The sequence below is a fragment of the Cytobacillus massiliigabonensis genome (assembly GCF_900199725.1).
Taxonomy (GTDB): Bacteria; Bacillota; Bacilli; order Bacillales; family Cytobacillaceae; genus Cytobacillus; species Cytobacillus massiliigabonensis.
In genome coordinates, this window is record NZ_LT904904.1 from 1297060 (window position 1) to 1322152 (window position 25093).

21 protein-coding genes and 1 riboswitch are annotated in these 25093 nt (G+C 39.1%); of the genes, 18 read left to right on the forward strand and 3 right to left on the reverse strand.

The features are described from left to right. Nucleotides 1-26 precede the first annotated feature (26 nt). On the reverse strand, nucleotides 27-233 hold the full coding sequence (sspI, locus tag C1726_RS17500; protein ID WP_102274325.1) for a small acid-soluble spore protein SspI: 207 nt from the start codon (nucleotides 231-233) through the stop codon (nucleotides 27-29). Nucleotides 234-457: 224 nt separating this feature from the next. Between sspI and C1726_RS17505 the strand changes: the two genes are divergently transcribed. The 3 genes from C1726_RS17505 to pheT all read left to right on the forward strand — a co-directional run bounded on the left by C1726_RS17505 (nucleotide 458) and on the right by pheT (nucleotide 5201). Continuing rightward, nucleotides 458-1216: a TrmH family RNA methyltransferase gene (locus C1726_RS17505; RefSeq protein ID WP_102274326.1), complete on the forward strand. Its 759-nt coding sequence runs from the start codon at nucleotides 458-460 to the stop codon at nucleotides 1214-1216. A gap of 509 nt (nucleotides 1217-1725) precedes the next feature. Further along, nucleotides 1726-2763: a phenylalanine--tRNA ligase subunit alpha gene (pheS, locus tag C1726_RS17510; protein WP_102274327.1), complete on the forward strand. Its 1038-nt coding sequence runs from the start codon at nucleotides 1726-1728 to the stop codon at nucleotides 2761-2763. A 23-nt stretch (nucleotides 2764-2786) separates the two neighbouring features. Beyond that, nucleotides 2787-5201, forward strand: a complete 2415-nt coding sequence (gene pheT / locus C1726_RS17515; protein ID WP_102274328.1) for a phenylalanine--tRNA ligase subunit beta — start codon at nucleotides 2787-2789, stop codon at nucleotides 5199-5201. 34 nt (nucleotides 5202-5235) lie between these two features. Here the strand turns inward: pheT and rnhC are convergent, their stop codons facing one another. After that, complete coding sequence (gene rnhC / locus C1726_RS17520) at nucleotides 5236-6171, reverse strand: ribonuclease HIII (protein WP_102274329.1); 936 nt, start codon at nucleotides 6169-6171, stop codon at nucleotides 5236-5238. Between the two features lie 131 nt (nucleotides 6172-6302). Here rnhC and zapA point away from each other — a divergent pair, with 131 nt between their 5' ends. From zapA to C1726_RS17585, 13 genes are all read left to right on the forward strand, one after another. Further along, nucleotides 6303-6563, forward strand: coding sequence for a cell division protein ZapA (gene zapA, locus C1726_RS17525; protein ID WP_102275845.1), 261 nt, complete (start codon nucleotides 6303-6305; stop codon nucleotides 6561-6563). A gap of 7 nt (nucleotides 6564-6570) precedes the next feature. After that, on the forward strand, nucleotides 6571-7110 hold the full coding sequence (locus tag C1726_RS17530; RefSeq protein ID WP_102274330.1) for a CvpA family protein: 540 nt from the start codon (nucleotides 6571-6573) through the stop codon (nucleotides 7108-7110). 95 nt (nucleotides 7111-7205) lie between these two features. After that, on the forward strand, nucleotides 7206-8924 hold the full coding sequence (polX, locus tag C1726_RS17535; RefSeq protein WP_102274331.1) for a DNA polymerase/3'-5' exonuclease PolX: 1719 nt from the start codon (nucleotides 7206-7208) through the stop codon (nucleotides 8922-8924). A 23-nt stretch (nucleotides 8925-8947) separates the two neighbouring features. Then, nucleotides 8948-11302, forward strand: a complete 2355-nt coding sequence (locus tag C1726_RS17540) for an endonuclease MutS2 (protein WP_102274332.1) — start codon at nucleotides 8948-8950, stop codon at nucleotides 11300-11302. 19 nt (nucleotides 11303-11321) lie between these two features. Next, entirely contained in the window at nucleotides 11322-11729 is a 408-nt protein-coding gene (locus C1726_RS17545; protein ID WP_102274333.1) for a DUF350 domain-containing protein, read from the forward strand. Nucleotides 11730-12009: 280 nt separating this feature from the next. Continuing rightward, entirely contained in the window at nucleotides 12010-13713 is a 1704-nt protein-coding gene (locus C1726_RS17550) for a long-chain-fatty-acid--CoA ligase (protein WP_102274334.1), read from the forward strand. A 448-nt stretch (nucleotides 13714-14161) separates the two neighbouring features. Further along, nucleotides 14162-14746: a TetR/AcrR family transcriptional regulator gene (locus C1726_RS17555; protein WP_053477230.1), complete on the forward strand. Its 585-nt coding sequence runs from the start codon at nucleotides 14162-14164 to the stop codon at nucleotides 14744-14746. A 23-nt stretch (nucleotides 14747-14769) separates the two neighbouring features. Beyond that, on the forward strand, nucleotides 14770-15543 hold the full coding sequence (locus C1726_RS17560; RefSeq protein WP_102274335.1) for an enoyl-CoA hydratase: 774 nt from the start codon (nucleotides 14770-14772) through the stop codon (nucleotides 15541-15543). A gap of 216 nt (nucleotides 15544-15759) precedes the next feature. Beyond that, nucleotides 15760-16533, forward strand: coding sequence for an electron transfer flavoprotein subunit beta/FixA family protein (locus C1726_RS17565; RefSeq protein WP_102274336.1), 774 nt, complete (start codon nucleotides 15760-15762; stop codon nucleotides 16531-16533). 40 nt (nucleotides 16534-16573) lie between these two features. Further along, a complete protein-coding gene (locus tag C1726_RS17570; protein WP_102274337.1) occupies nucleotides 16574-17551 on the forward strand; it encodes an electron transfer flavoprotein subunit alpha/FixB family protein in 978 nt (325 codons plus the stop codon). 174 nt (nucleotides 17552-17725) lie between these two features. Further along, complete coding sequence (gene trxA, locus C1726_RS17575; protein ID WP_102274338.1) at nucleotides 17726-18040, forward strand: thioredoxin; 315 nt, start codon at nucleotides 17726-17728, stop codon at nucleotides 18038-18040. A gap of 293 nt (nucleotides 18041-18333) precedes the next feature. After that, a complete protein-coding gene (gene uvrC, locus C1726_RS17580) occupies nucleotides 18334-20106 on the forward strand; it encodes an excinuclease ABC subunit UvrC (RefSeq protein ID WP_102274339.1) in 1773 nt (590 codons plus the stop codon). A gap of 64 nt (nucleotides 20107-20170) precedes the next feature. Beyond that, nucleotides 20171-20349: riboswitch (Lysine riboswitch) on the forward strand. A gap of 159 nt (nucleotides 20350-20508) precedes the next feature. After that, nucleotides 20509-21738: an aspartate kinase gene (locus C1726_RS17585; RefSeq protein ID WP_102274340.1), complete on the forward strand. Its 1230-nt coding sequence runs from the start codon at nucleotides 20509-20511 to the stop codon at nucleotides 21736-21738. A gap of 54 nt (nucleotides 21739-21792) precedes the next feature. On the opposite strand, the gene C1726_RS17590 is transcribed toward C1726_RS17585, so the two are convergent. After that, nucleotides 21793-22251 (reverse strand): YslB family protein, encoded by a 459-nt coding sequence (locus C1726_RS17590; protein WP_102274341.1) that lies wholly within the window; start codon nucleotides 22249-22251, stop codon nucleotides 21793-21795. 388 nt (nucleotides 22252-22639) lie between these two features. Between C1726_RS17590 and C1726_RS17595 the strand changes: the two genes are divergently transcribed. After that, nucleotides 22640-23248: a succinate dehydrogenase cytochrome b558 subunit gene (locus C1726_RS17595; RefSeq protein ID WP_102274342.1), complete on the forward strand. Its 609-nt coding sequence runs from the start codon at nucleotides 22640-22642 to the stop codon at nucleotides 23246-23248. A gap of 78 nt (nucleotides 23249-23326) precedes the next feature. Further along, on the forward strand, nucleotides 23327-25078 hold the full coding sequence (gene sdhA / locus C1726_RS17600) for a succinate dehydrogenase flavoprotein subunit (protein WP_102274343.1): 1752 nt from the start codon (nucleotides 23327-23329) through the stop codon (nucleotides 25076-25078). Nucleotides 25079-25093 lie beyond the last annotated feature (15 nt).

A 25093-nucleotide genomic window follows, 5' to 3' on the forward strand; every position in this document is an offset into this window, starting at 1 on the left:
AACGGCAATCAGGCGCCAGTCTTAAACTATTTCAAACCACTTTCAAGCGTTTGAAGCATCTCTTGCTTATCCTGATCAGAGGAATTTTTCCAAATGACTTCAAATAAAACACCTAATCCAGGAAGCATTTTCTCTTCTCCATTTTGGATAGCATCAACTATGGTTTCTTTTAACTCATCCTGAGAATTGCCTGTAACATTGTGTATAATTGCATTGCGCAAGTTTAAGTTCATCTGCTCATACTCCCTCCAAATAATCATTTCAATAATATGTTTTCTATTTTCGGATTTATTATGTAAGATATAATAAGAAAAGTGGAGGCGACTGTTTAGCTCCGACAAGCATAAGACGAGCTGGATGGAAGGTTGCTCTTTAACCTTCTAGCCAGATTGGCTTATAGGAAAGAGAGTCTAGCCAGCCATAACTAGACAAAGAAACTAATAAAGGAGGAAGAGTGATGAAGCATATCCACTCAGCAAAAAATCCTCAAATTAAACAATGGAAAAAGCTATTAACGAAAAAGGAACGGGATAAATCCGGCACTTTTTTAGTGGAAGGTTTTCACCTTGTAGAAGAAGCACTTTTAGGGGATCAAATTATTGAAATTATTATAAGTGAAAATAAGGACCTTCCCCCAAGCTGGGATTATGGTTCCATTTCTGTAACGGTTGTAACCGATGAAATTATTATGCAGCTTTCTGATACAGAAGCGCCACAAGGGATTGTAGCGATTTGCCGTTCACAGGAAATAAATATTGAATCGATTAATGGGAAAAAACTTTTATTAATTGATGCCGTTCAGGATCCAGGCAACATGGGCACAATGATTAGAACTGCTGATGCAGCGGGAATTGATGCTGTTATCGTTGGGGAGGGCAGTGTAGATATTTATAACCCGAAAGTCCTGCGTTCTGCCCAAGGAAGCCATTTTCATCTGCCAGTCATTAGAGGCAATCTTTTTGATTGGGTAAAGAAGTTGAATGAGGCAGCAATCCCTATATACGGTACAGCTTTGGAAAATGCGAAAGAGTACACAGATATACATCAAAGCGAAAAGTTTGCTTTAATCGTCGGCAATGAAGGCAGCGGTGTAAATAAAGAGCTATTGGCTGCAACGACTGCTAATCTTTATATTCCGATTTTGGGAAAAAGCGAATCATTAAATGTCGCTGTTGCAACTGGAATTCTGCTTTATTCTCTACGAAATAAAAATTAGGCATTATTTTACCGGAAACTGTTTGAAAGTATGCAAAGAATATACTATAATAAACAGCAAATTATATTTATAAAACAATGACGGAGAAAAGTAGCTTGCGAAAGAACTTTTCAGGGAGAGAATGCCTAGACTGAAAGCATTCTTAAGGGATTGCAAAGGAACATTCACCTCCAGAGTTGACATCGGGACCATTGAAAAATCGGTGAGAGTTAGATAACTGTCTAGCTCCAGCGGCTAGCCCCTCTTGGGTCTAAGCCAAATCTCCCAGAAAGGTAAAGTACACCTTTCCGTACGATTTGTCTTATGCTTGTCAGGGCTGAAAGAGCCGTTTCCGCATTTCAATGTAAAGATGTACCGGCTTGTCGCCGTTATCGAAATGAAGCGAATACATAAGCTGTTTTTTTGCTTTTGTGTTAAAAAGGGTGGTACCGCGAATCCAAAACCTCGTCCCTTTATTGGGAGAGGTTTTTTATTTTGCCAAAAAACAGAAATTTAAAGGAGGAAGTAAGATGCAAGAACGTTTAAAGGAATTGCAAACGGAAGCGCTGGAAAGTATTAACCAGGCATCAGATTTAAAAGAACTGAATGATATTCGTGTCTCTTATTTAGGAAAAAAGGGTCCAATTACGGAAGTCCTTAAAGGAATGGGGAAATTATCTGCTGAAGAGCGGCCAAAAATGGGGGCTCTTGCAAACGAAGTAAGGGATGCAATCGCAGCCGGTATAGAAGAAAAGCAGAAGCATTTAGAAGAAGCGGCAGTACAGGAGAAGCTTGCGCTTGAGAAAATTGACGTTACACTGCCAGGCCGTCCGGTTAAAACTGGGAACCATCACCCGTTAACACGCATTATTGAAGAAATTGAAGATTTATTCATTGGAATGGGCTATACGGTAGCTGAAGGACCTGAAGTGGAAAAAGATTATTATAATTTTGAAGCACTTAATTTACCAAAGGACCATCCAGCTCGTGATATGCAAGATTCCTTCTATATAACTGAAGAAACGCTTCTTCGTACACAAACTTCTCCAGTACAGGCAAGAACGATGGAGAAGCATGATGGAAAAGGTCCTGTGAAAATTATTTGTCCAGGAAAGGTATTCCGTCGTGATAATGATGATGCCACACATTCCCATCAGTTTATGCAAATTGAAGGTCTTGTTGTTGGTGAAAATATCCGCATGACTGATTTAAAAGGAACGTTAGAAGTTTTTGCGAAGAAATTATTTGGTGAAGATCGTGAAATTCGTTTGCGTCCTAGCTTCTTCCCATTCACAGAGCCTTCGGTAGAGGTTGATGTGTCATGTTTTAAGTGTGGAGGGAAAGGCTGTAACATTTGTAAAAAGACTGGGTGGATTGAAATATTGGGTTCGGGAATGGTTCATCCGAATGTACTTGAAATGTCAGGTTTTGATTCTAAAAAATACTCAGGCTTTGCATTTGGTATGGGTGTTGAACGAATTGCCATGCTGAAATATGGGGTAGATGATATTCGTCATTTTTATACAAATGATGTTCGTTTCTTAAAGCAATTTTCAATTCATGAATAAGACAAGGTAGAGGAGGAATTTACATGTACGTTTCATATAAATGGCTGCAGGAATACGTCGATTTATCCGGCGTTACTCCTGAGGAACTGGCAGAAAAAATTACGAAGAGCGGAATTGAAGTAGAAGGTGTAGAGGCGCTGAATGAGGGAATCAGCGGCGTTGTCGTTGGTCATGTTCTTGAAAGAGAGCAGCATCCAAATGCAGATAAATTAAATAAATGCTTAGTTGATATCGGTGCAGAAGAACCAGTTCAAATCATTTGCGGGGCTCCCAATGTTGATAAAGGGCAAAAAGTAGCAGTAGCTACAGTTGGAGCAGTGCTTCCAGGCAACTTCAAAATTAAAAAGGCAAAGCTGCGCGGAGAAGAATCAAACGGAATGATTTGTTCCCTGCAAGAATTAGGCTTTGAAAGCAAGCTTGTTGCAAAGGAATTTGCAGAAGGCATTTATAACTTCCCACAAGATGTGGAGGTAGGATTAAATGCAATCGAGCAATTGCATCGTGATGACGAAGTGTTAGAGCTTGGCTTAACACCGAACCGTGCAGATTGCTTAAGCATGCTTGGAGTTGCTTATGAGGTAGCAGCCATTTTAGGAAGAGAAGTGAAGCTTCCTGTTACAGAAGTTGAGACTTCTTCAGAAAAAGCAGCAGATTATATTCAAGTGAATGTCGATGCGAAAGAAGATAACCCTTTATATGTGGCAAAAGTGATTAAAAATGTAAAAATTGGTCCTTCTCCACTATGGATGCAAGCGAGACTAACGGCAGCTGGGATTCGTCCACATAATAACGTTGTCGATATTACAAACTATATCCTGCTTGAATATGGGCAGCCGCTGCATGCATTTGATTATGACCGTCTTGGTTCAAAAGAAATCCTTGTGCGCAGAGCGAAGGATGGAGAGGAAATTGTTACTCTTGATGACACAAAACGTAAGTTAACTGCGGATCATTTAGTTATTACTAATGGCGAAAAGCCCGTTGCCCTTGCTGGTGTAATGGGTGGGGCAAATTCTGAGGTTCAGGCTGATACAACAAATGTTCTATTAGAATCCGCTTATTTCATTGGAGCACCTGTTCGAAAAGCATCAAAGGATCACGGATTAAGAAGTGAAGCAAGTGCGCGCTATGAAAAGGGTGTCGATCCTAATCGTGTTAGAGCAGCTGCAGAAAGAGCGGCACAGCTTCTTGCAGAATATGCCGGTGGTGAAGTGCTGAAAGGTTCTGTTGAAGCGGATTCACTAACAGTCGAGCCAGCAGTTGTGTCTGTTACTTTAGAGAAAATTAACCGTGTACTAGGAACGGAGTTAACACTGAAGAATGTAGAGGATATTTTCGCTCGCCTTCAATTTGAAACAGCGATTGACAATGGAACGATCATTGTAACTGTGCCAACACGACGCGGGGATATTACAATTGAAGAGGATTTAATTGAAGAGGTTGGACGATTATATGGCTATGATAATCTGTTATCAACACTTCCAATCGGTTCTGCAACACCAGGGCACCTTTCACCATACCAAAACAAACGAAGATTAGTTCGCCGCTACCTTGAAGGAGCGGGGCTTTACCAAGCTGTTACGTACTCTTTAACAAACGAAGCGAAAGCAGCACAATATGCACTCGAAAACCGTGAGCCTGTAAAATTGGCGATGCCAATGAGTGAAGACCGAAGTATTCTTCGTCTAAGCATCATTCCGCAGCTGCTAGAAGTGTTAAAATATAACGCGGCACGTCAGCATGACAGCCTGGCGGTATATGAAACAGGCGCTGTATTTTTAGCGAATGGATCAGATGAGTTGCCTGAAGAAAGAGAGCATCTTGCTGGTGCGGTAACTGGCTTATGGCAGATTCATCCATGGCAGGGAGAGAAGAAGCCGGTTGACTTCTTTGTTGTCAAAGGAATCCTTGAAGGGCTTTTTGATAAGCTTGGATTAGCAGGCGAAGTAGAATTCCGTCAATCTGAAAAGGATGGTCTGCATCCTGGAAGAACGGCAGAAATCTATTTGTCAGGAAAATCTGTTGGTTTTGTCGGCCAAACACATCCAACAGTGGAAAAAGAGTATGATTTAAAAGAAACGTATGTGTTTGAATTATCGCTTAAGGCGATTTTAGAAGCGGAAGTTTCACCACTGCATTATGTAACAATCCCGCGCTTCCCATCTATTACACGTGATATTGCTCTTGTAGTTGATAAGGAAAAGGCTGCAGGCGAATTAGATGCCATTATTAAGGAAGCGGGCGGTGCTTTACTGAAGGAAGTCCATGTGTTTGACTTGTATGAAGGAGAACGAATGGAGCAGGGCAAGAAATCAATTGCCTTCTCATTAAAATATTTTGATCCTGAACGCACGTTAACAGATGAAGAGGTTGTAAAAGCGCATGAAAAAGTATTACATGCAGTGAAAGAAAAAGCTGGTGCTGTGTTGAGAGGATAGAAGATAAAAAAGGCGGCCGTCATGGCTGCCTTTTTTATCTGTATTTTTTTCTATATATGCTCATTGCCTTCTCCGTATTTGCAAAATGAAGTTTAACAAATGCCGGCAATGCGTCAATTCCTTTTTCATGTATCAATTTGGCAGCCGCTTCATCCACTTTTGACCCTGCCCCTTTTGTCAGTGTAAAACCGGCTTCCTTGCTGAGATTTTCAAAATGCCTGACAAAAGCATATCTTGCTAAAATGGATGCGGCAGCAACCGCAAGATGTACGCTTTCCGCTTTTGTACTGAAAAAAACATTGTTTCTCTGGATGACTTTTTCATTTTTTAGGTATTGATAATAAATCTCTTCTTTTGCAAATTGGTCAATTAAAATGGCATCGGGCTGTTCGGGTGCAATCTTGCCAAGGACATGTCCGATCGCTTGGTTATGAAGCAGTGCTTTTATTTTTCCTTGAGACATGCCTGATTTCTGCAGCATATTGTATTTTTCATTATGTAAGGTTAGCAGGCTATATGGAACGATATTTTTAATTTGTTTAGCAATGCTTATAATTTGGTCATCCTTTAAGTTTTTCGAATCTTTTACACCCAGCTCTTTTAATAATGGAATCTGTTCTTTTTTTACATAGGCTGCAACAACTGTCATTGGTCCAAAGAAATCACCGGTACCTACTTCATCAGAGCCAATAACAGAAAGGGTTTCAAATTGATCTGGCAAATAAATACCTGCATTTCTCTTTTTTTTCTCAGTGTTTGCTGCCGATAATTCCCCCCATTTGGCTGCTTCGACTTCACAGCCACCGCCTTGAAACAATACCTTGCCCGATTTATAAGCTGTAATGGAACATGTTGGTGTTTTCGCAGCAAATACACTTCCAGGAGGAAGTTTATCGATAAGATAGGATTGATAGTATCGTTTCATTTCATTAATTTCATTCATTTTTTTTACTAAAACTGTATTTCCCATAGCTTTCTCCTTTTTCATTAATAGATGAATAAAAGACAGATTCTATTAAGTTATGACAAGCTTCTACTTCCCACGTTTTTATGTTCGTGTTATGATATTGTGTAGGATTCTTAAGAATGGGGGCATAAATGTTGTCAGATGTACAAAAAAACCGTACAAGTGTTGATATATATGGAACGCAGTATATCATTATAGGTACTGAAAGCCCCGGTCATATTCGCCTCGTGTCTTCGATGGTTGATGAGAAAATGCGTGAAATCAGCTCGAAGAATCCCTCTCTCGACACCAGTAAACTCGCCGTATTAACAGCTGTCAATATAGTTAATGATTATATTAAGGCGAAGGATCGTATAGAGCTGCTTGAAAATGAATTAAAAAGAGTAAAGGACTGAATAAGTCATGCTGGATCTCGCAATCATAATTATTTTAGTTTTAGGGTTTTTTATCGGTTTGAAAAGGGGCTTTATCCTACAAGTTATCCATTTAATAGGGTTCATCCTTGCATTTATCGTAGCGAATATGTATTATGAGAAACTCGCTCCTAAGCTAACATTATGGATTCCTTATCCAAGCTTTGGAGATCAATCTGCCTTTCAAATGTTATTTGATCAAGCCAATCTTGAAGATGCATACTATCGTGCCATCGCTTATGTAGCCATTTTCATTGCTGTGAAAATTGTTCTCCAAATTATTGGCAGTATGCTTGATTTTGTATCAAATCTGCCTGTTTTAAAACAGTTAAATGTTTGGGCAGGAGGCATTTTAGGATTTATAGAAGTATATCTTATCATGTTTATTCTATTATACATAGCTGCACTCGTACCAGTAGAAATCATACAAACGCATTTAAATGATTCATTTATGGCTAAAGGAATCATTAAACATACGCCAATATTTTCACAGCAAATTAAAGAGATGTGGATCGAATATATAGGTTGAGTAACTTCTCTGAAATAGAGAAGTTTTCTTTTTATAAGATAAGATAGAGAAAACAATACTAAAAAAGAATTCGTCAATAAGGCAGGTGCTTTTACGTGGTAGATAAAAAAGATGTTATTAGGCTATTGGAAACTATAGCTGTTTACATGGAGCTAAAAGGAGAAAATACATTTAAAACAGCAGCATTCCGAAAAGCTGCTGCCGCACTTGAAGCTAATGATGAAAGCTTAAATGAAATAATTGACTTTACGAAGCTGCCCGGGATTGGAAAGGGCACATCTGCAGTGATTATCGAGTATATGAGTGAAGGGAAATCTACTGTCTTGACAGATCTGAAGGAAGCGGTTCCAAAGGGGCTGATTCCGCTCCTGCAGCTTCCTGGATTAGGCGGCAAGAAAATTGCAAAGTTAAATAAAGAACTAGGCATTGAGAATGCTGCAGATTTAGAGGAAGCATGTCTTAAAGGACAGGTACAAGCACTTGCGGGGTTCGGAAAGAAGTCAGAAGAAAAGATACTTGCTGCCCTTCGGAATGCAGGAACAAGACCGGATAGACTTCCAATCGCTTATATGCTGCCAATTGCTGAAGCAATTGAAGAACAGCTGCAGAATATTAACGAAATTGAAAAGTTTTCTCGGGCTGGCAGCTTACGAAGATTGAGAGAAACAATAAAGGACTTAGATTTTATTATTGCAACAGAAAATCCTTCAGTTGTGAGGGACAAGCTATTAAAGTTCGCAAAAATAAAAGAAATAATTGCTGCTGGTGATACAAAAGTTTCTGTTATTTTTGAATACAGCTATGATATATCTGTAGATTTCCGTATAGTTAAGCCGCATGAATTTATTACAACTCTTCACCATTTTACAGGCTCAAAAGAGCATAATGTGCGCATGAGGCAGTTAGCGAAGGAACGCGGTGAAAAAATTAGTGAATATGGGGTAGAGAATATTGAATCAGGTAAGATGTTAACTTTTTCATCAGAAGAAGCATTTTACCGCCATTTCGGACTCCCGCTCATTCCTCCTGAGATCAGAGAAGATGGAAAAGAAGTTGATGAGTATTCTGAGGCATATGGTATAATTTCTTTTGCTGATATAAAGGGAGATTTGCATATGCACTCAACCTGGAGTGATGGGGCTGTGTCCATTGAGGAAATGGTGAAGGCCTGTATCCAAAAAGGCTATAAATATATGGCAATTACGGACCATTCCCAATATTTAAAGGTTGCGAACGGACTCACCCCAGAAAGATTAAGAATGCAAAAGGAAGAAATTAGACGTTTGAACGAACAGTATGAGGAGATTACTATTTTATCAGGTGTTGAAATGGATATTTTGCCTGATGGGTCTCTTGATTATGATGATGAATTACTTGCCGAGATGGATCTTGTCATTGCATCCATCCACTCTGCATTTTCACAATCAAAGGAAAAAATAATGGAACGCTTAAAAAATGCCATGAGGAATCCCCATGTTGACATCATCGCCCATCCTACAGGCCGGAAGATTGGCATTAGAGATGGTTACGAAGTGGATATTGATATGCTAATAGAATTGGCAAAAGAAACAGGTACAGTACTTGAACTAAATGCAAATCCTAATCGTTTAGACCTCGCACCTTTGTCTATTCAAAAGGCACAGGATGCTGGAGTGAAAATTGTTATTAATACAGACGCACATAAAATAGAAACATTAAACCATATGAGCATTGGGGTTTCCACAGCCAAAAAAGGGTGGATAAAGAAAAACACTGTTCTTAATGCCATGGATACAGAAGAATTATTATCATTTTTGTCCAAAAGGCAAGAATGAATGGAATAGGAGGTAGAATCCTCATGCAGGAACGTATTTTAAAAGTACTCGAATTTCATAAGGTAAAGGATCAGCTGCTTGAGCATGTATCGTCTTCATTAGGGAAAAGAAAAGCGGAAAGTTTAATGCCGTCCATTGACTTTGAGGAAATAGTACAATGGCAAGAGGAAACAGATGAGGCAGTTAAAGTACTGCGAATAAAAGGGAATGTGCCTCTCGGTGGAATCTTTGATATCCGTCCGCATGTGAAAAGATCTGTAATAGGCGGGATGCTTAGCCCGCAAGAACTGACTCAAGTTGCGAGCACGATCCATGCAAGCAGACAAATCAAAAGATTCATTGAAGAATTTGTGGATGAAAGAAGCAGCCTTCCAATATTGTTAGACTATGTGAGCAGATACAATATTCTAGCTAATTTAGAAACAACAATTAGAAACGCGATTGATGATAATGGAGAAGTGCTTGATAGTGCGAGTGATGAACTTCGATCCCTTCGCAATCAATTACGTACAAAAGAATCACGTGTACGTGAGCGGCTGGAAAGTATGATTCGTTCTTCAAATGCTCAGAAGATGCTCTCTGACGCAATAATTACGATTCGAAATGACCGCTTCGTTATTCCGGTTAAGCAGGAATATAAGGGACATTACGGCGGGATTGTTCATGACCAAAGTTCCTCTGGGCAAACATTATTTATTGAACCTCAATCGATTGTCCAATTAAATAATGAGCTTCAAGAAATACGTGTGAAGGAACAGCAGGAAGTTGAACGAATTTTGATTGAACTTTCGGGCAAAGTGTCTGAAGAAAGTGCAGAGCTTGAAATCATTGTTGACGTCCTTTCGGAAATTGATTTCATGTTTGCAAAGGCTCGTTATAGTAAACGAATGAAGGGATCAAAGCCTCATGTAAATAACGAAGGCAGAATTTCTTTATTTAAAGCTCGTCATCCGCTTATTCCGGCTGATGAGGTAGTGGCTAATGATGTAACATTAGGGAAAGACTTTACGACCATTGTTATTACAGGTCCAAATACGGGCGGGAAAACAGTCACATTAAAAACGGTAGGCTTATGTACGTTAATGGCACAAGCGGGCTTGCAGATACCTGCACTGGATGGGTCTGAAACAGCTGTATTCGGGGCTGTATATGCGGATATCGGAGATGAGCAATCCATCGAGCAAAGCCTAAGCACCTTCTCATCTCATATGGTGAATATTGTTGATATCCTAAATAAAGTCGATGATAACAGCCTTGTTCTTTTTGACGAATTAGGAGCAGGTACAGACCCGCAAGAAGGAGCTGCGCTTGCCATCTCCATTCTTGATGAAGTCTATAAACGGGGGGCAAGGGTAATAGCAACAACCCATTATCCTGAATTGAAGGCATATGGCTATAATCGTGAAGGAGTCATAAACGCGAGTGTAGAATTTGATATTGAGACGTTGAGTCCGACATATAAGCTGTTAATTGGCGTACCAGGACGAAGCAATGCGTTTGAAATTTCCAAACGATTAGGTTTAAATGATGAGGTCATTCGTATTGCGCGTTCCTATATAAGCGCAGACAGCAACCAGGTTGAGAATATGATTGCCTCATTAGAAGAGAGCAAGAGAATTGCCGAGGCAGAGCGTGAAGAAGCAAATGACTTCCTGAAGGATGCCGAACGGCTTCATAAAGATTTGCAGAAGCAGATGATTGAGTTTTATGATCAGAAGGATACTCTCCATGAAAAAGCTGCCGAAAAAGCTGCTGCAATTATTGAGCAAGCAAAGGCGGAAGCAGAGAAAATTATTAGTGACTTAAGGAAAATGCGCATTGAAAAAGCTGCTGAAATAAAAGAACATGAACTAATTGATGCAAAAAAACGCTTGGAAGAAGCAGCACCAAAAATAAATAAAACGAAAAAACCTGTAAAAGGGAAGGAAAAACATACCTTTACTAAAGGGGATGAAGTAAAGGTATTAAGCTTTGATCAAAAGGGACATCTCATTGAAAAGACTTCTGAAAAAGAGTGGCAAGTGCAAATAGGGATTCTGAAGATGAAAGTAGCAGAGAAGGACTTAGAATTTATTAAGAGTCCAAAACCAGTTGAAACAAAACCAATGGCGATTGTAAAGGGAAGAGATTTTCATGTCAGTCTTGAGTTAGACTTAAGAGGAGAACGATATGAAAATGCCTTGATGCGTGTTGAGAAATACATTGATGATGCACTCTTAGCTGCTTACCCTCGCGTTTCCATTATCCATGGAAAAGGAACAGGTGCGTTAAGACAAGGAGTTCAGGAATATTTACGCAATCATCGTGCAGTTAAGAATATTCGCTTTGGTGAAGCAGGTGAAGGCGGTTCTGGTGTCACCGTAGTAGAATTTAAATAATTGGGCGGGGAGAATGGGTATGAACCAATTTTGGGAAAATGAGTTTGTGCAAACGGCAGGGTATTTCAGTGTTGTAATCCTCTGTATGATTGTTTTTCTGGCAATTTTTGAACTGGTCACAAAGTATAAGAATTGGGAAGAAATAAAAAACGGAAACGTGGCAGTTGCTATGGCTACCGGGGGGAAAATCTTTGGAATCGCTAATGTTTTTCGGCATTCCATTATGCATAATGATAATTTGCTAATGATGATCAGCTGGGGAGTCTTTGGATTTTTCCTATTGCTTGTTGGATATTTTATATTTGAATTTTTAACGCCAAAATTCAATATAGACAAGGAAATCGAAAACAATAACAAGGCTGTTGGCTTAATTTCAATGATTATTTCAATCGGCCTGTCCTATATTATTGGGGCTGGAATTTCTTAAGGAGCGATCATTAACGTGGAAAAATTGGCAAAAATATTATTTGTATTATGTGGTATTTTCATTCTTCTAGGTGCTTATTATATGTTTTTTAAAGCCTAATTTTAGATATACTATTTATAAGAAAATCGTCATTTTCATATGGCGATTTTTTTTATATGTGAATAATTTTCATATATGCATTTAGGCTTATTCTAATTGTCATGCAATCTTCATTATATTATAATAGGGGCGAACAGTTTGAATGTTCGAAAAATTTATTTAGTATAAAGGAGGGACTAATATGTTAGAACAAAAGCCGTGGCTTAAAAATTATCCGGATGAAATCCCCTCAACTTTGAATTATATAAAGCAGTCAGTCCAGGATTATTTAAAAAAGGCTGCAGAAGACCATCCGAATAAAATTGCTATTCACTTTATGGGCAAGGAATTCACCTTTAATGAAATCTATGAATCTGCATTTAAATTCGCTGGCTACCTGCAAGGAATTGGAATTGAAAAAGGCGACCGGGTAGCGATTATGCTTCCGAATATGCCAGCCTCAGTGATTAGCTATTACGGAATATTAATGGCTGGAGGAGTGGTTGTTCAAACAAATCCGCTTTATATGGAACGCGAGCTTGAATACCAAATGAAGGATTCAGGTGCGAAGGCAATAGTCACAATGGATATATTATTTCCGCGCGTAACAAAAGTGATGGCCGAGACGGATTTGCAGCATGTAATTGTAACCGCTATCAAAGATTTCCTCCCTTTTCCAAAGAACTTGATCTATCCATTTATCCAAAAAAAGCAGTATGGAATGGTTGTGAACGTTAAGCATGAAGGCAATCATCATTTATTATCTGAAATATTAAAACAGCCAAACCGAAAGCTGAAGGAGCATGACTTTGATTTTGAAGAGGATTTAGCTTTATTACAATATACTGGCGGAACAACAGGTTTCCCAAAAGGTGTTATGCTTACACATCGGAATCTTGTTTCAAATGCTGCCATGTGCCGTGCGTGGTTGTACAAAACAAAACCAGGTCAAGAAGTTGTTTTGGGAATATTACCGTTCTTCCATGTTTATGGGATGACTACTGTTTTAATTTTATCCGTAATGGATGCCAATAAAATGGTATTGCTCCCAAAATTCGATGCAGAGACGACACTAAAAACGATTCAGAAACAGCGGCCAACACTATTTCCAGGTGCACCAACCATCTATATTGGCTTATTAAACCATCCCGATTTGAAAAAGTATGACCTATCTTCAATTGATTCATGTATTAGCGGCTCGGCTGCACTGCCAGTTGAAGTCCAGCAAAAATTTGAAGAGGTAACTGGGGGAAAACTAGTAGAAGGGTACGGATTAACTGAATCCTCTCCTGTTACACATGCAAACTTCCTATGGGATCGCCCTCGTGTGAAAGGAAGCATTGGCGTGCCATGGCCAGATACGGATGCTGCCATTTTTTCAATGGAAACAGGGGAGCCCTTGCAGCCAGGTGAAGTAGGAGAAATAGCTGTTAAAGGCCCGCAGGTGATGAAAGGATATTGGAATCGTCCTGAGGATACTGCAGATACATTAAGGGATGGGTGGCTCCTAACAGGTGATCTTGGTTATATGGACGAAAACGGATATTTCTATGTTGTTGATCGGAAGAAGGATATGATTATTGCTGGAGGCTATAATATCTATCCGCGCGAAATTGAAGAGGTTCTTTATGAACATCCAGCAGTACAGGAAGTTGTTGCAGCTGGCGTACCAGACCCATATCGCGGAGAAACAGTTAAAGCTTATATTGTTTTGAAAGATGGAGCGGCTGTTACTGAGGAAGAGCTAAATAAATTTGCTAGAAAGCATTTAGCCGCGTTTAAGGCACCTAGAATTTATGAATTCCGTGATGAGCTTCCGAAAACAGCGGTTGGCAAAATTTTGAGAAGAGCATTAGTGGATGAAGATAAAAAGAAGATTCAATCTGATCAGGAAAAGCGGGCTTAATTCAGAGACCGATTTATCGGCTCTTTATTTTTGAATATATGTGCTTGTCCCATCAGATTCAGTAGTTATTCTAAATGAAATTGGTTATAATATTATTTATCCCGTAATTTCTTGACAGAAATGAATAGTGGCACTATTATAAAAATATGAATGATGATTCATTCATTATTAAAAATGCTCTTTATATTGTACATCAAAGAAATAGCTTGAAATCGTTTTTGTTTTTTCCTAGTTTATGAAATTTCATAATCTAACGATTGGATAACTTTATAACAAGCTGGCGTCCAGCTACAGCGCCTATCGCCGATCAAACTCCAGGTCCCCTCCATACGATAAGTCGACATCAATTTGCTATCGCTCATTGTGTCTCCTATATCGAAAGAACCGGTCCTTCCAGTTTGAACGGCGATGTTCAAAGCGCTTCCGCATTTCTTGGAGGAGGGAAAGTTTGAAAAAAAATAAACCGAAATATCGCCAAATCATTGATGCGGCAGTTATTGTTATTGCAGAAAATGGCTATCATCAGGCTCAGGTTTCAAAAATTGCTAAACAGGCTGGTGTAGCTGATGGAACCATTTACTTATATTTCAAGAATAAAGAAGATATATTAATCTCTCTCTTTCAAGAAAAAATGGGTAATTTTGTAGAAATGGCTGAAGAAAAAATTGTAGGAACAGAATCTGCTGCAGAAAAATTGCGAATGATCGTTGAAACGCATTTTCAAATTCTTTCAGATGACAGGCATCTGGCAATTGTCACTCAATTGGAGCTTAGACAATCGAACATCGATCTCCGCCATAAAATAAACGAAGTGCTAAAAGGGTATCTTGCTTTAATCGAACAAATTTTAATGAATGGAAAAGAAAGCGGCGAGTTTTCTTCCACTCTTGATATACGGTTGGCTAGGCAGATGATTTTTGGTACGATGGATGAGACAGCTACGACATGGGTGATGAATGATCAAAAGTATGACATCACGGCTTTAGCAGACCCGGTCCACAAGTTACTTCTTAATGGGTTCATGAGGAGCTAGCATAGTCAAAAAGGGGGATGGAAATGGAATTTTTAAATTGGTCTTATCAAGATATGGTTGCTGAGATTACGATTAACAGGCCGCCAGCAAACGCTCTTTCTTCTGGAGTGTTAAAGGAATTATCTTCTGTATTAGACGAAGTTGAATCAAATGACGAAATTCGTGTAGTCTTGATTCATGGCGAGGGACGGTTCTTTTCTGCAGGTGCAGATATTAAAGAATTCACAACAATTGAAACGGGCGATGCATTCGCTAAATTATCTACATATGGGCAAGACCTTTTTGAACGAATGGAAAGATTTCCTAAGCCTATCATTGCAGCCATTCATGGGGCAGCTCTTGGCGGAGGTTTAGAGCTTGCAATGGGGTGCCATTTTAGATTAGTTGCGGATAATGCAAAGCTAGGATTGCCAGAGCTGCAGCTAGGATTAATTCCTGGATTTGCAGGAACTCAGCGTCTGCCTCGCTACGTTGGTACCGCAAGAGCTGCTGAAATGCTGTTTACGAGTGAGCCGATCACTGGACTAGAGGCTGTTCAATATGGATTAGCTAATCATGCTTATCCGGAAAGCGAGCTTTTAGAAAATGCTTATAAAATGGCGAAAAAGATTGCCAAGAAAAGCCCCGTCTCTATTAAAGCAGCAATCGAACTATTAAATTACTCCAAAACAGATAAGTTTCAAGACGGTGTTAAAAAAGAAGCTGAGCTTTTTGGGGAAGTGTTCGTTTCCAGTGATGGAAAAGAAGGAATCTCTGCTTTTATTGAAAAAAGAGAGCCGAATTTTACAGGCAAATAGAAATTGCATGAATATTCGTTTTCAAAGAACTAGTTATCTATTATAATAGTTTGTAAAGGGAGAATTATTTCTCTTTTTATGCAATAAATTATCATAATCTTTCGAAGTGGTGAAATGTTTCTATTTGTCACTTACTAGCTTCTAAAACCTAGAGGTCTCTATCTATTTACAGCCTCGGTCGAAGAGCTTCCACTTTTTATTATTAGGAGGGAAATCATGAACATCTATGTTTTAATGAAAAGAACCTTTGATACAGAGGAAAAAATCACGATTTCAGGTGGGCAAATAAACGAAGATGGTGCGGAGTTTATTATTAATCCGTATGATGAATATGCAATCGAAGAAGCGATCCAGGTGCGTGATGCGCAAGGCGGAGAAGTTACTGTTGTTTCTGTAGGGAATGAAGAAACCGAAAAGCAGCTGCGAACTGCATTAGCGATGGGAGCAGATAAAGCTGTTTTGATTAATACAGAAGATGATTTAGATTATGGGGACCAATTTACGACTGCGAAAATTCTTTCTGAATATTTAAAGGATAAGGATGCTGACTTAATTATTGCGGGCAATGTTGCAATTGATGGCGGTTCTGGACAAGTTGGACCACGTGTAGCAGAGCTTTTGAACATTCCTTATGTAACGACTATTACGAAGCTAGATATATCTGGAAGCAACGCGACAGTTGTACGCGATGTAGAGGGCGACTCTGAAGTTATTGAAACGACGCTCCCGCTTTTAGTTACGGCACAACAAGGCTTAAACGAACCTCGTTATCCGTCATTGCCAGGTATTATGAAAGCGAAGAAAAAGCCGTTAGATGAACTTGAGCTTGATGATCTTGATCTTGAAGAAGACGATGTAGAAGCAAAAACAAAAACGATTGAAATTTATTTGCCGCCAAAGAAAGAGGCAGGGAAAGTGCTTGAAGGCGAGCTTGCAGATCAAGTAAAAGAACTTGTTAATCTTCTTCATACAGAAGCGAAAGTAGTCTGAACGAATATTCAAGAATATGAACGCAGGGGGTAAAACTCGAATGGCTAGAAAAATAATCGTATTAGGTGAGGTCCGTGATGGATCATTGCGTAATGTTTCTTTTGAAGCAATAGCAGCAGCAAAAACAGCATCTGAAGGCGGAGAAGTTGTCGGTGTTTTAATTGGCGATTCTGTAACCGCTTTATCCGGAGAGTTAATCCACTATGGTGCGGATCGTGTGATTACAGTTGAAGATGAAAAATTAAAGCAGTATACACCCGACGGGTATTCACAAGCATTAATGGCAGTTATCGATGCTGAAAGCCCAGAAGGTCTAATACTCGGTCATACATCTTTAGGAAAGGATCTTGCTCCTAAAGTAGCAGCGAAACTAAATTCAGGTTTAATTTCTGATGTAACTGGTTTAGAAGTGGCTGGCGGTAATTTAGTTTTTACTAGACCAATTTACTCTGGTAAAGCATTTGAGAAGAAAATCGTTACAGATGGTTTAGTTTTTGCAACCATTCGTCCAAATAATATTAGCCCTTTAGAAAAGGACGAATCTAGAACTGGAGAGGCATCTTCTCTATCTGCTGAAATTAAAGACCTTCGCACAATTATTAAAGAGGTTGTGCGCAAAGCGAGTGAGGGTGTAGATTTATCCGAAGCAAAAGTGATTATTGCTGGCGGGCGTGGAGTGAAGAGCGAGGAAGGGTTCGAACCATTAAAAGAGCTTGCAAAAGTGTTAAATGGTGCCGTTGGTGCTTCTCGTGGTGCTTGTGATGCGGATTATTGCGACTACTCCCTACAAATTGGTCAAACAGGTAAAGTAGTTACTCCTGACCTTTATATTGCATGTGGTATTTCAGGAGCCATTCAGCATCTTGCAGGAATGTCTAACTCTAAAGTAATCGTGGCAATTAATAAGGATCCAGAAGCAAATATCTTTAAAGTAGCTGATTATGGAATTGTTGGCGATTTATTTGAAGTAGTGCCGCTTCTAACAGAAGAGTTTAGAAAAATTTTAGTAAATGCTTAATTACAATACGGGCGGCCTGTGCCGCTCGTTTTCTTGTTAAGTCTGGCGCAAGTCATCTGCATATTAAAGTGGGATTAAGGGGAAATTACAATTTGAGCAAATTGATAGCATCATTACATAAACGATGATATACTGTCGTTAGAATTTGAGTAGAATTTTTAGGAGGAACTAAATATGGCAATTACAAATGTTACAGATCAAACTTTTGCTAACGAAACGGGTTCAGGCGCAGTGCTTGTAGATTTCTGGGCTCCATGGTGCGGACCATGTAAAATGATCGCTCCAGTATTAGAAGAAGTTGATGCTGAAATTGGAGATAAAGTAAAAATTGTTAAGCTTGATGTGGATGAAAATCAGGAAACAGCAGCTAAATTCGGAGTAATGAGCATTCCAACTTTACTAGTTCTTAAAGACGGAGAAGTTGTGGATAAGGTTGTTGGCTTCCAGCCGAAAGAAGCACTAGTTGAACTTCTTAGCAAACATGCATAAATAAATAAGGCTGTTTTTATAAATTTGCAGAGTTGATTGGAGCGGAGGGCACTTGACTCCTGCGGGAGGAGAGGGAGCGGGAGACCTCGCAGACGCAAAGCGTCGAGGAGGCTCCCGTTCCTCCCCGCGGAAAGCAAGTGCCCGTAGCGGAAATCAACGGGCTAAATTCATTAACAAAAACAACAATCTATGGGAAAAGAGTATAAATAAAAAATAATTAAAATCCCCGGCTTTATTTAAGCCGGGGATTTTTGTATGATCAAATTAGGAATAACCTCGGGAGGTGACATCGGATGAATGAAATATTAAAAAATAAATTAATGTTTTTGCCTGATCAGCCTGGCTGTTATTTAATGAAAGACCGGCAAGGGACGATCATTTATGTAGGGAAAGCAAAAGTATTAAAAAATCGAGTCCGCTCTTATTTTACAGGATCACATGATGGGAAGACATTAAGACTAGTAAATGAAATCGAAGACCTTGAATATATTGTAACCTCTTCTAATATGGAAGCACTCATTCTTGAATTGAATTTAATTAAAAAATATGACCCGAAATACAATGTCATGCTAAAGGATGATAAAAGCTATCCTTTTATTAAACTAACAGCAGAGAGGCATCCGCGTCTAATTACAACAAGAAAAGTAAAAAAAGATAAAGGGAAATATTTTGGGCCGTATCCAAATGTACAAGCAGCAAATGAAACGAAGAAGCTGTTAGACCGAATTTATCCTTTAAGGAAATGTACAACCTTGCCAGATCGAGTTTGTCTATATTACCATTTAGGTCAATGTCTCGCACCATGTGTGAACGAAGTAAGCGAACAGGAATATAAACAGATGGTTGATGAGATCACAAAGTTTCTTAACGGAGGCTATAAGGATATTAAAAAAGATTTAACAGAGAAGATGACAGCAGCTGCTGAAGAACTGGATTTTGAAAGGGCGAAGGAATTTCGAGATAAGATTGCTCATATTGATGCGACAATGGAAAAGCAAAAGATTACTTCTACAGATATGACTGACCGGGATGTGTTTGGCTATGCGGTCGACAAAGGATGGATGTGTGTACAAGTCTTCTTTGTCAGACAGGGGAAATTAATCGAGCGGGATGTATCGATGTTTCCGATTCATAATGAGCCAGAAGAGGAAATGCTGACCTTTCTTGGTCAATTTTACTCAAAAGCCAACCATTTTAAGCCGAGGGAAATTTTGGTTCCAGATTCCATAAATGCTGAAATGGCGGCAGAGTTTTTGGAGGTTAAAGTTTTAACCCCTCAGCGCGGACCGAAAAAGGAATTGGTAAAACTTGCATATAAAAATGCGAAAATAGCATTAAAAGAAAAGTTCTCTTTAATAGAGCGTGATGAGGACAGAACGATAAAAGCAGTAGAAAGCCTAGGTCAGCAGCTTGGTATTTATACTCCGCACCGAATTGAGGCATTTGATAATTCAAATATACAAGGAACAGATCCAGTTTCCGCAATGATTGTTTTTATTGACGGCAAACCAGAAAAAAGGGAATATCGAAAATACAAGATAAAGTCTGTCCAAGGTCCTGATGATTATGAATCTATGAGGGAAGTTGTTCGCAGGCGTTATACGCGAGTGTTGAAAGAAGGTTTGGCCCTCCCGGATTTAATTATTATTGATGGAGGCAAAGGGCATGTAGAAGCAGTAAGAGATATACTTGAAAACGAACTGAATCTTGATATTCCTATTTCAGGACTTATTAAGGATGAAAAGCATCGGACATCTCAGCTTCTATACGGAAATCCGCTCGAAATTATTCCATTGGCACGAAATAGCCAGGAATTTTATTTGCTGCAAAGAATTCAAGATGAAGTGCACCGCTTTGCAATCACCTTTCATAGACAGCTCCGTGGAAAAAGTGCATTTCAATCGATGCTTGATGATATCCCTGGAATTGGTGAAAAACGAAAAAAACAGCTGTTAAAAACGTTTGGATCTGTAAAGAAAATGAAGGAAGCGACAATTGAGGAGTTTACGAAAATTGGCATTCCAGTAAATGCAGCTGAGGAGTTAATGAAAAAATTACAGGAATAGTATTGTTCGAAAAAAATGAATATGCTATAATTACTGAAAATTTAATATCACTTTATAACGTTAAAGTGAAGGTAGAGGTGCAAACTTCATAAGTAAAAGCTTGGAGAAGAATGAGCTTCAATGAAAAGCTTTGAAAGGGAATGTTTGCCGAAGTGAAGAAGGTCTCATCGCTTTCTTTGCTGGTTTTGTATTGAACAAATGCAAGATTGTCAAGATTCAATGTCTTGGAGGGCTATCTCACTGTGTGCACGTAAGTCTTTTTATACGGGTGACTCACAGCAATGGGATAGATTCTCATTGCTTTTTTCTATGCCAAAAATTCATTCGTCCTAGATAGTTATTAGTGGGTGAATAATAGTAAGAAGAAATCAGCCACATGAAAAGGCAGAGAGAGGGAATAAAGTGAGAGTAATCGTGCAGAAATTTGGTGGAACTTCAGTTGGAGATGCGAAGAAAATTCAAGATGTAGCAAGTAGGGTAATTACGGAAAAAGAAAGAGGAAACAATGTGGTCGTTGTCGTATCAGCAATGGGGAAATCTACTGATCATCTCGTTGATCTCGCAAAAGGAATTTCTGCACAGCCGAGCAGAAGAGAAATGGACATGCTTTTAACAACTGGGGAGCAGATCACCATTTCATTATTAGCGATGGCATTAACAGAAAGAGGGTATCCTGCTATATCGCTTACTGGCTGGCAGGCAGGAATTAAGACAGAGCCTGTTCATGGCAATGCAAGAATCATAGATATAAATACAGAAAGAGTAGAAAAAGAACTAGCTAAGGGTACAATCGTTGTTGTAGCAGGCTTTCAAGGAATAACAGAGGATGGGGCAATTTCAACTTTAGGCAGAGGCGGATCGGACACGACAGCGGTTGCTTTGGCTGCAGCGCTGAAAGCAGATAAATGCGAGATATATACGGATGTGACAGGTGTTTTTACAACAGATCCCCGCTATGTAAAAGATGCAAGGAAGCTTTTGGCGGTATCCTATGATGAAATGCTGGAGCTTGCCCATTTAGGTGCAGGTGTTTTGCATCCAAGAGCAGTTGAGTTTGCCAAAAACTATCATATACAGCTAGAAGTCAGGTCAAGTACAGAAAAAGAAGCTGGTACGATTATTGAGGAGGAAGCGGCAATGGAACAAAACTTAGTAGTACGGGGAGTAGCTTTTGAAGACAATATTACGAGGGTAACTGTTATTGGTATGCCAAATTCCTTAACAGGGCTATCTGTTATTTTTACTGAATTAGCCAAAAACCATATAAATGTAGATATTATTATTCAGAGCACACTGGCAGAACAATTAACCAACCTATCCTTCTCAATAAAAAATGAAGATTTGGCTGAAACCATTCGCGTATTAGAAAACAGCAAGAAGAAATTAAATTATGAACGGATAGAATCTGAGGCTGGGCTTGCCAAAGTATCGATTGTGGGTTCTGGAATGGTATCAAATCCAGGGGTTGCGGCTGAAATGTTTGAAGTATTGGCGGAGAATAATATTGCTGTTAAAATGGTCAGTACCTCTGAAATCAAGGTATCAACAGTTGTAGATCATGAAGAAATGATTCTTGCAGTTGAAGTATTGCATAATGCCTTTCAGCTTTCGGGGTCGCCAGTTATTTCATAGAAAAAAAGCTTTCAAGCAATCGAATGCTTGAAAGCTTTTTGTATGAAATACTGATTAAGGCTGAATAGTATCTTTTTTATCCCATTTAACAGTAAAGTGAATTTTTCCCTTTTTCTTTTTATTAGGATGTTCAAAAGCTTCACAGATTACTTCCTTTTGGTTTTCAATCTGCTGCGCAAGAAATCCTGCCTCGAGCTGAAAAGTAGAATGTTTATTTTCGCTGCAGCGCTGTTTAATTAAAGGGCTGAATAATTCCAGCTCCATTTCATTTTTTGACTCTTTGATGATGGTTAAGCTGCCCCAAGCAGCTTTTTGAAAAAACGTTGAAATTTCATCAAAAGTATCCATTGGATATTTACGTGCAAGTCTTTTTCCTGCCCAGTATAATATCTCAGGTGCATCATCTCCTAATAGTTCATGCAAAAGAAGTTCCCGGATGAGTTCATAGCCGAATACGGGAACGGTTTCAGTTGTATTTTCAAGTGTAATGATTTCAGATGCTGATTCGCTCAAACTTGATTCCCCTCTTTCTAGTATTCTTCTATTATATACAAAACAGATGAAAATTAGACATTTATTCAGGGAAAAAAGGTTATTTTTGCACAAGGAAATTATTGCTATTTTAATATAAATAGGATGAATAGCGACTTATTGAAAAATAAGGTTTTTTATTTTAATTTTGCAATACCAATATATTTTAATAATTTTATTTTTTATGAACATTTTATGTAATCGTTTCCTTGACGCTCTATGGTGTTGGGAGTAAAATGGACATGTCACATAATTGTAAGAAAATGCAGTAACATTTTTATGGTGATGTTTAGGTGGAATAATCTTATACATATTTTTCTAAAAATGAAAAATGATACCTTAACATCTTTAAAAACTAGGGGGGTAAAACATGGCGGGAAATCGAGAGTTTTTTAATCGCAGATTGCATTCATTACTTGGTGTTATTCCGATTGGTGTGTTCTTAATTCAGCATCTTGTAGTGAACCATTTTGCAACAGGAGGAGAAGAGTCGTTTAACAAGGCGGCTGGTTTCATGGAACATCTTCCGTTCCGAATCATTTTAGAGACGTTTATTATTTTCATTCCGATATTATTTCATGCAATTTACGGTCTTTATATTGCTTTTACCGCAAAAAATAATGCGAGCAGATTTGGTTTCTTCCGTAACTGGATGTTTCTGCTGCAGCGTGTAACTGGTGTTATAACTCTTATATTTATTGTTTGGCATGTTTGGCAGACTCGTGTGCAGGCAGCCTTTGGAGCAGAAGTAAACTTTCAAATGATGGAGAATATCTTGTCTAATCCATTTATGCTATGGTTCTACATTATTTGTGTCGTGTCAGCAATTTTCCACTTTGCAAATGGACTTTGGTCTTTCTGTGTAAGCTGGGGGATTACAATTTCTCCACGCTCTCAGTTAATTTCGACTTATGTAACGATGGGTATTTTTGTAGCCCTTTCAATTGTGGGTATTCGTGCGATCTTTGCATTTGTTTAATAGAAAATTAAAAACTATCAAACTCGGTTCGGTCTTTGATAAAGTTTGGATTTACTAAGTATTAGGGAGTGAGTCACAATGGGTAAAGGTAAGGTTATCGTTGTCGGCGGTGGTCTAGCTGGCTTAATGGCAACAATTAAAGTTGCGGAAACAGGGACTCCGGTTGAACTATTTTCTTTAGTGCCGGTCAAACGATCTCACTCTGTTTGTGCCCAAGGCGGTATTAACGGAGCGGTAAACACAAAAGGAGAAGGGGATTCTCCGTGGATTCATTTTGACGATACAATCTATGGCGGAGACTTCTTAGCAAATCAGCCTCCTGTTAAAGCGATGGCAGAAGCGGCACCAGGAATTATTCACTTATTGGATCGTATGGGTGTAATGTTTAACCGTACGCCTGAAGGATTACTTGACTTCCGCCGTTTTGGAGGAACACAGCATCACCGTACGGCATTTGCAGGGGCAACAACTGGCCAGCAATTGCTTTATGCGTTGGACGAGCAGGTGCGCCGTCATGAAGTTGCTGGATTAGTAACAAAGTATGAGGGTTGGGAATTTCTAGGTGCGGTTGTTGATGATGAAGGCATTTGCCGCGGAGTTGTTGCTCAAAACTTAACTTCGATGGAAATTAAATCATTTGCGGGCGATGCGGTGATTATGGCAACAGGTGGTCCTGGAATTATCTTTGGAAAATCAACGAACTCTGTAATTAATACTGGTTCGGCTGCATCAATCGTTTATCAGCAAGGTGTCTATTATGCGAATGGTGAGTTTATTCAAATTCACCCGACAGCGATTCCTGGGGATGACAAGCTTCGTTTAATGAGTGAATCAGCCCGTGGGGAAGGTGGTCGTATCTGGACTTATAAGGACGGTAAACCATGGTATTTCTTAGAAGAGAAGTATCCTGCTTACGGAAACCTTGTTCCTCGTGATATTGCAACACGTGAAATCTTCGATGTTTGTGTGAGTCAGAAGTTAGGAATCAATGGGGAAAACATGGTTTACCTTGATCTCTCACATAAAGATCCACACGAACTTGATGTTAAACTTGGTGGCATTATTGAAATTTATGAAAAGTTTACTGGCGATGACCCACGTAAGCTTCCAATGAAAATATTCCCTGCTGTTCACTATTCAATGGGCGGACTGTGGGTAGATTATGATCAAATGACAAATATTCCAGGATTATTTGCTGCTGGGGAATGTGATTATTCTCAGCACGGTGCAAACCGCCTTGGTGCAAACTCATTGCTTTCAGCTATTTTCGGAGGAATGGTTGCAGGTCCAAAGGCATTGGAATACATGGCGGGACTTAATAAGCGTGCTGAAGATATTTCTTCTTCTGTATTTGACGGTTTTGTTAAGCAGGAAGAAGATAAATGGAATAAGATTATGTCAATGAACGGAACAGAAAATGCGTACGTTCTTCATAAAGAGCTTGGCGAATGGATGACTGACAATGTAACAGTTGTACGCCATAATGATAGACTTCTTAAAACAGATGAAAAAATTGTTGAGCTGTTGGAACGTTACCAGAATATTAACATTAATGATACATCAAAATGGAGCAACCAAGGTGCATTCTTTACGCGTCAGCTGCAAAATATGCTTCAATTGGCACGTGTTATTACAATTGGTGCTTATAACCGTAATGAAAGCCGCGGGGCTCATTACAAGCCAGAATTCCCTAAACGTAACGATGAAGAGTTCTTAAAAACAACGATGGCAAAGTTCGTTGATGCTAACTCTGCTCCGGCCTTCCACTATGAAGAGGTCGATACTGGCATGATCAAACCACGTGAACGTGACTATACAAAAAAACATTAATAGAAAGGGAGAGTA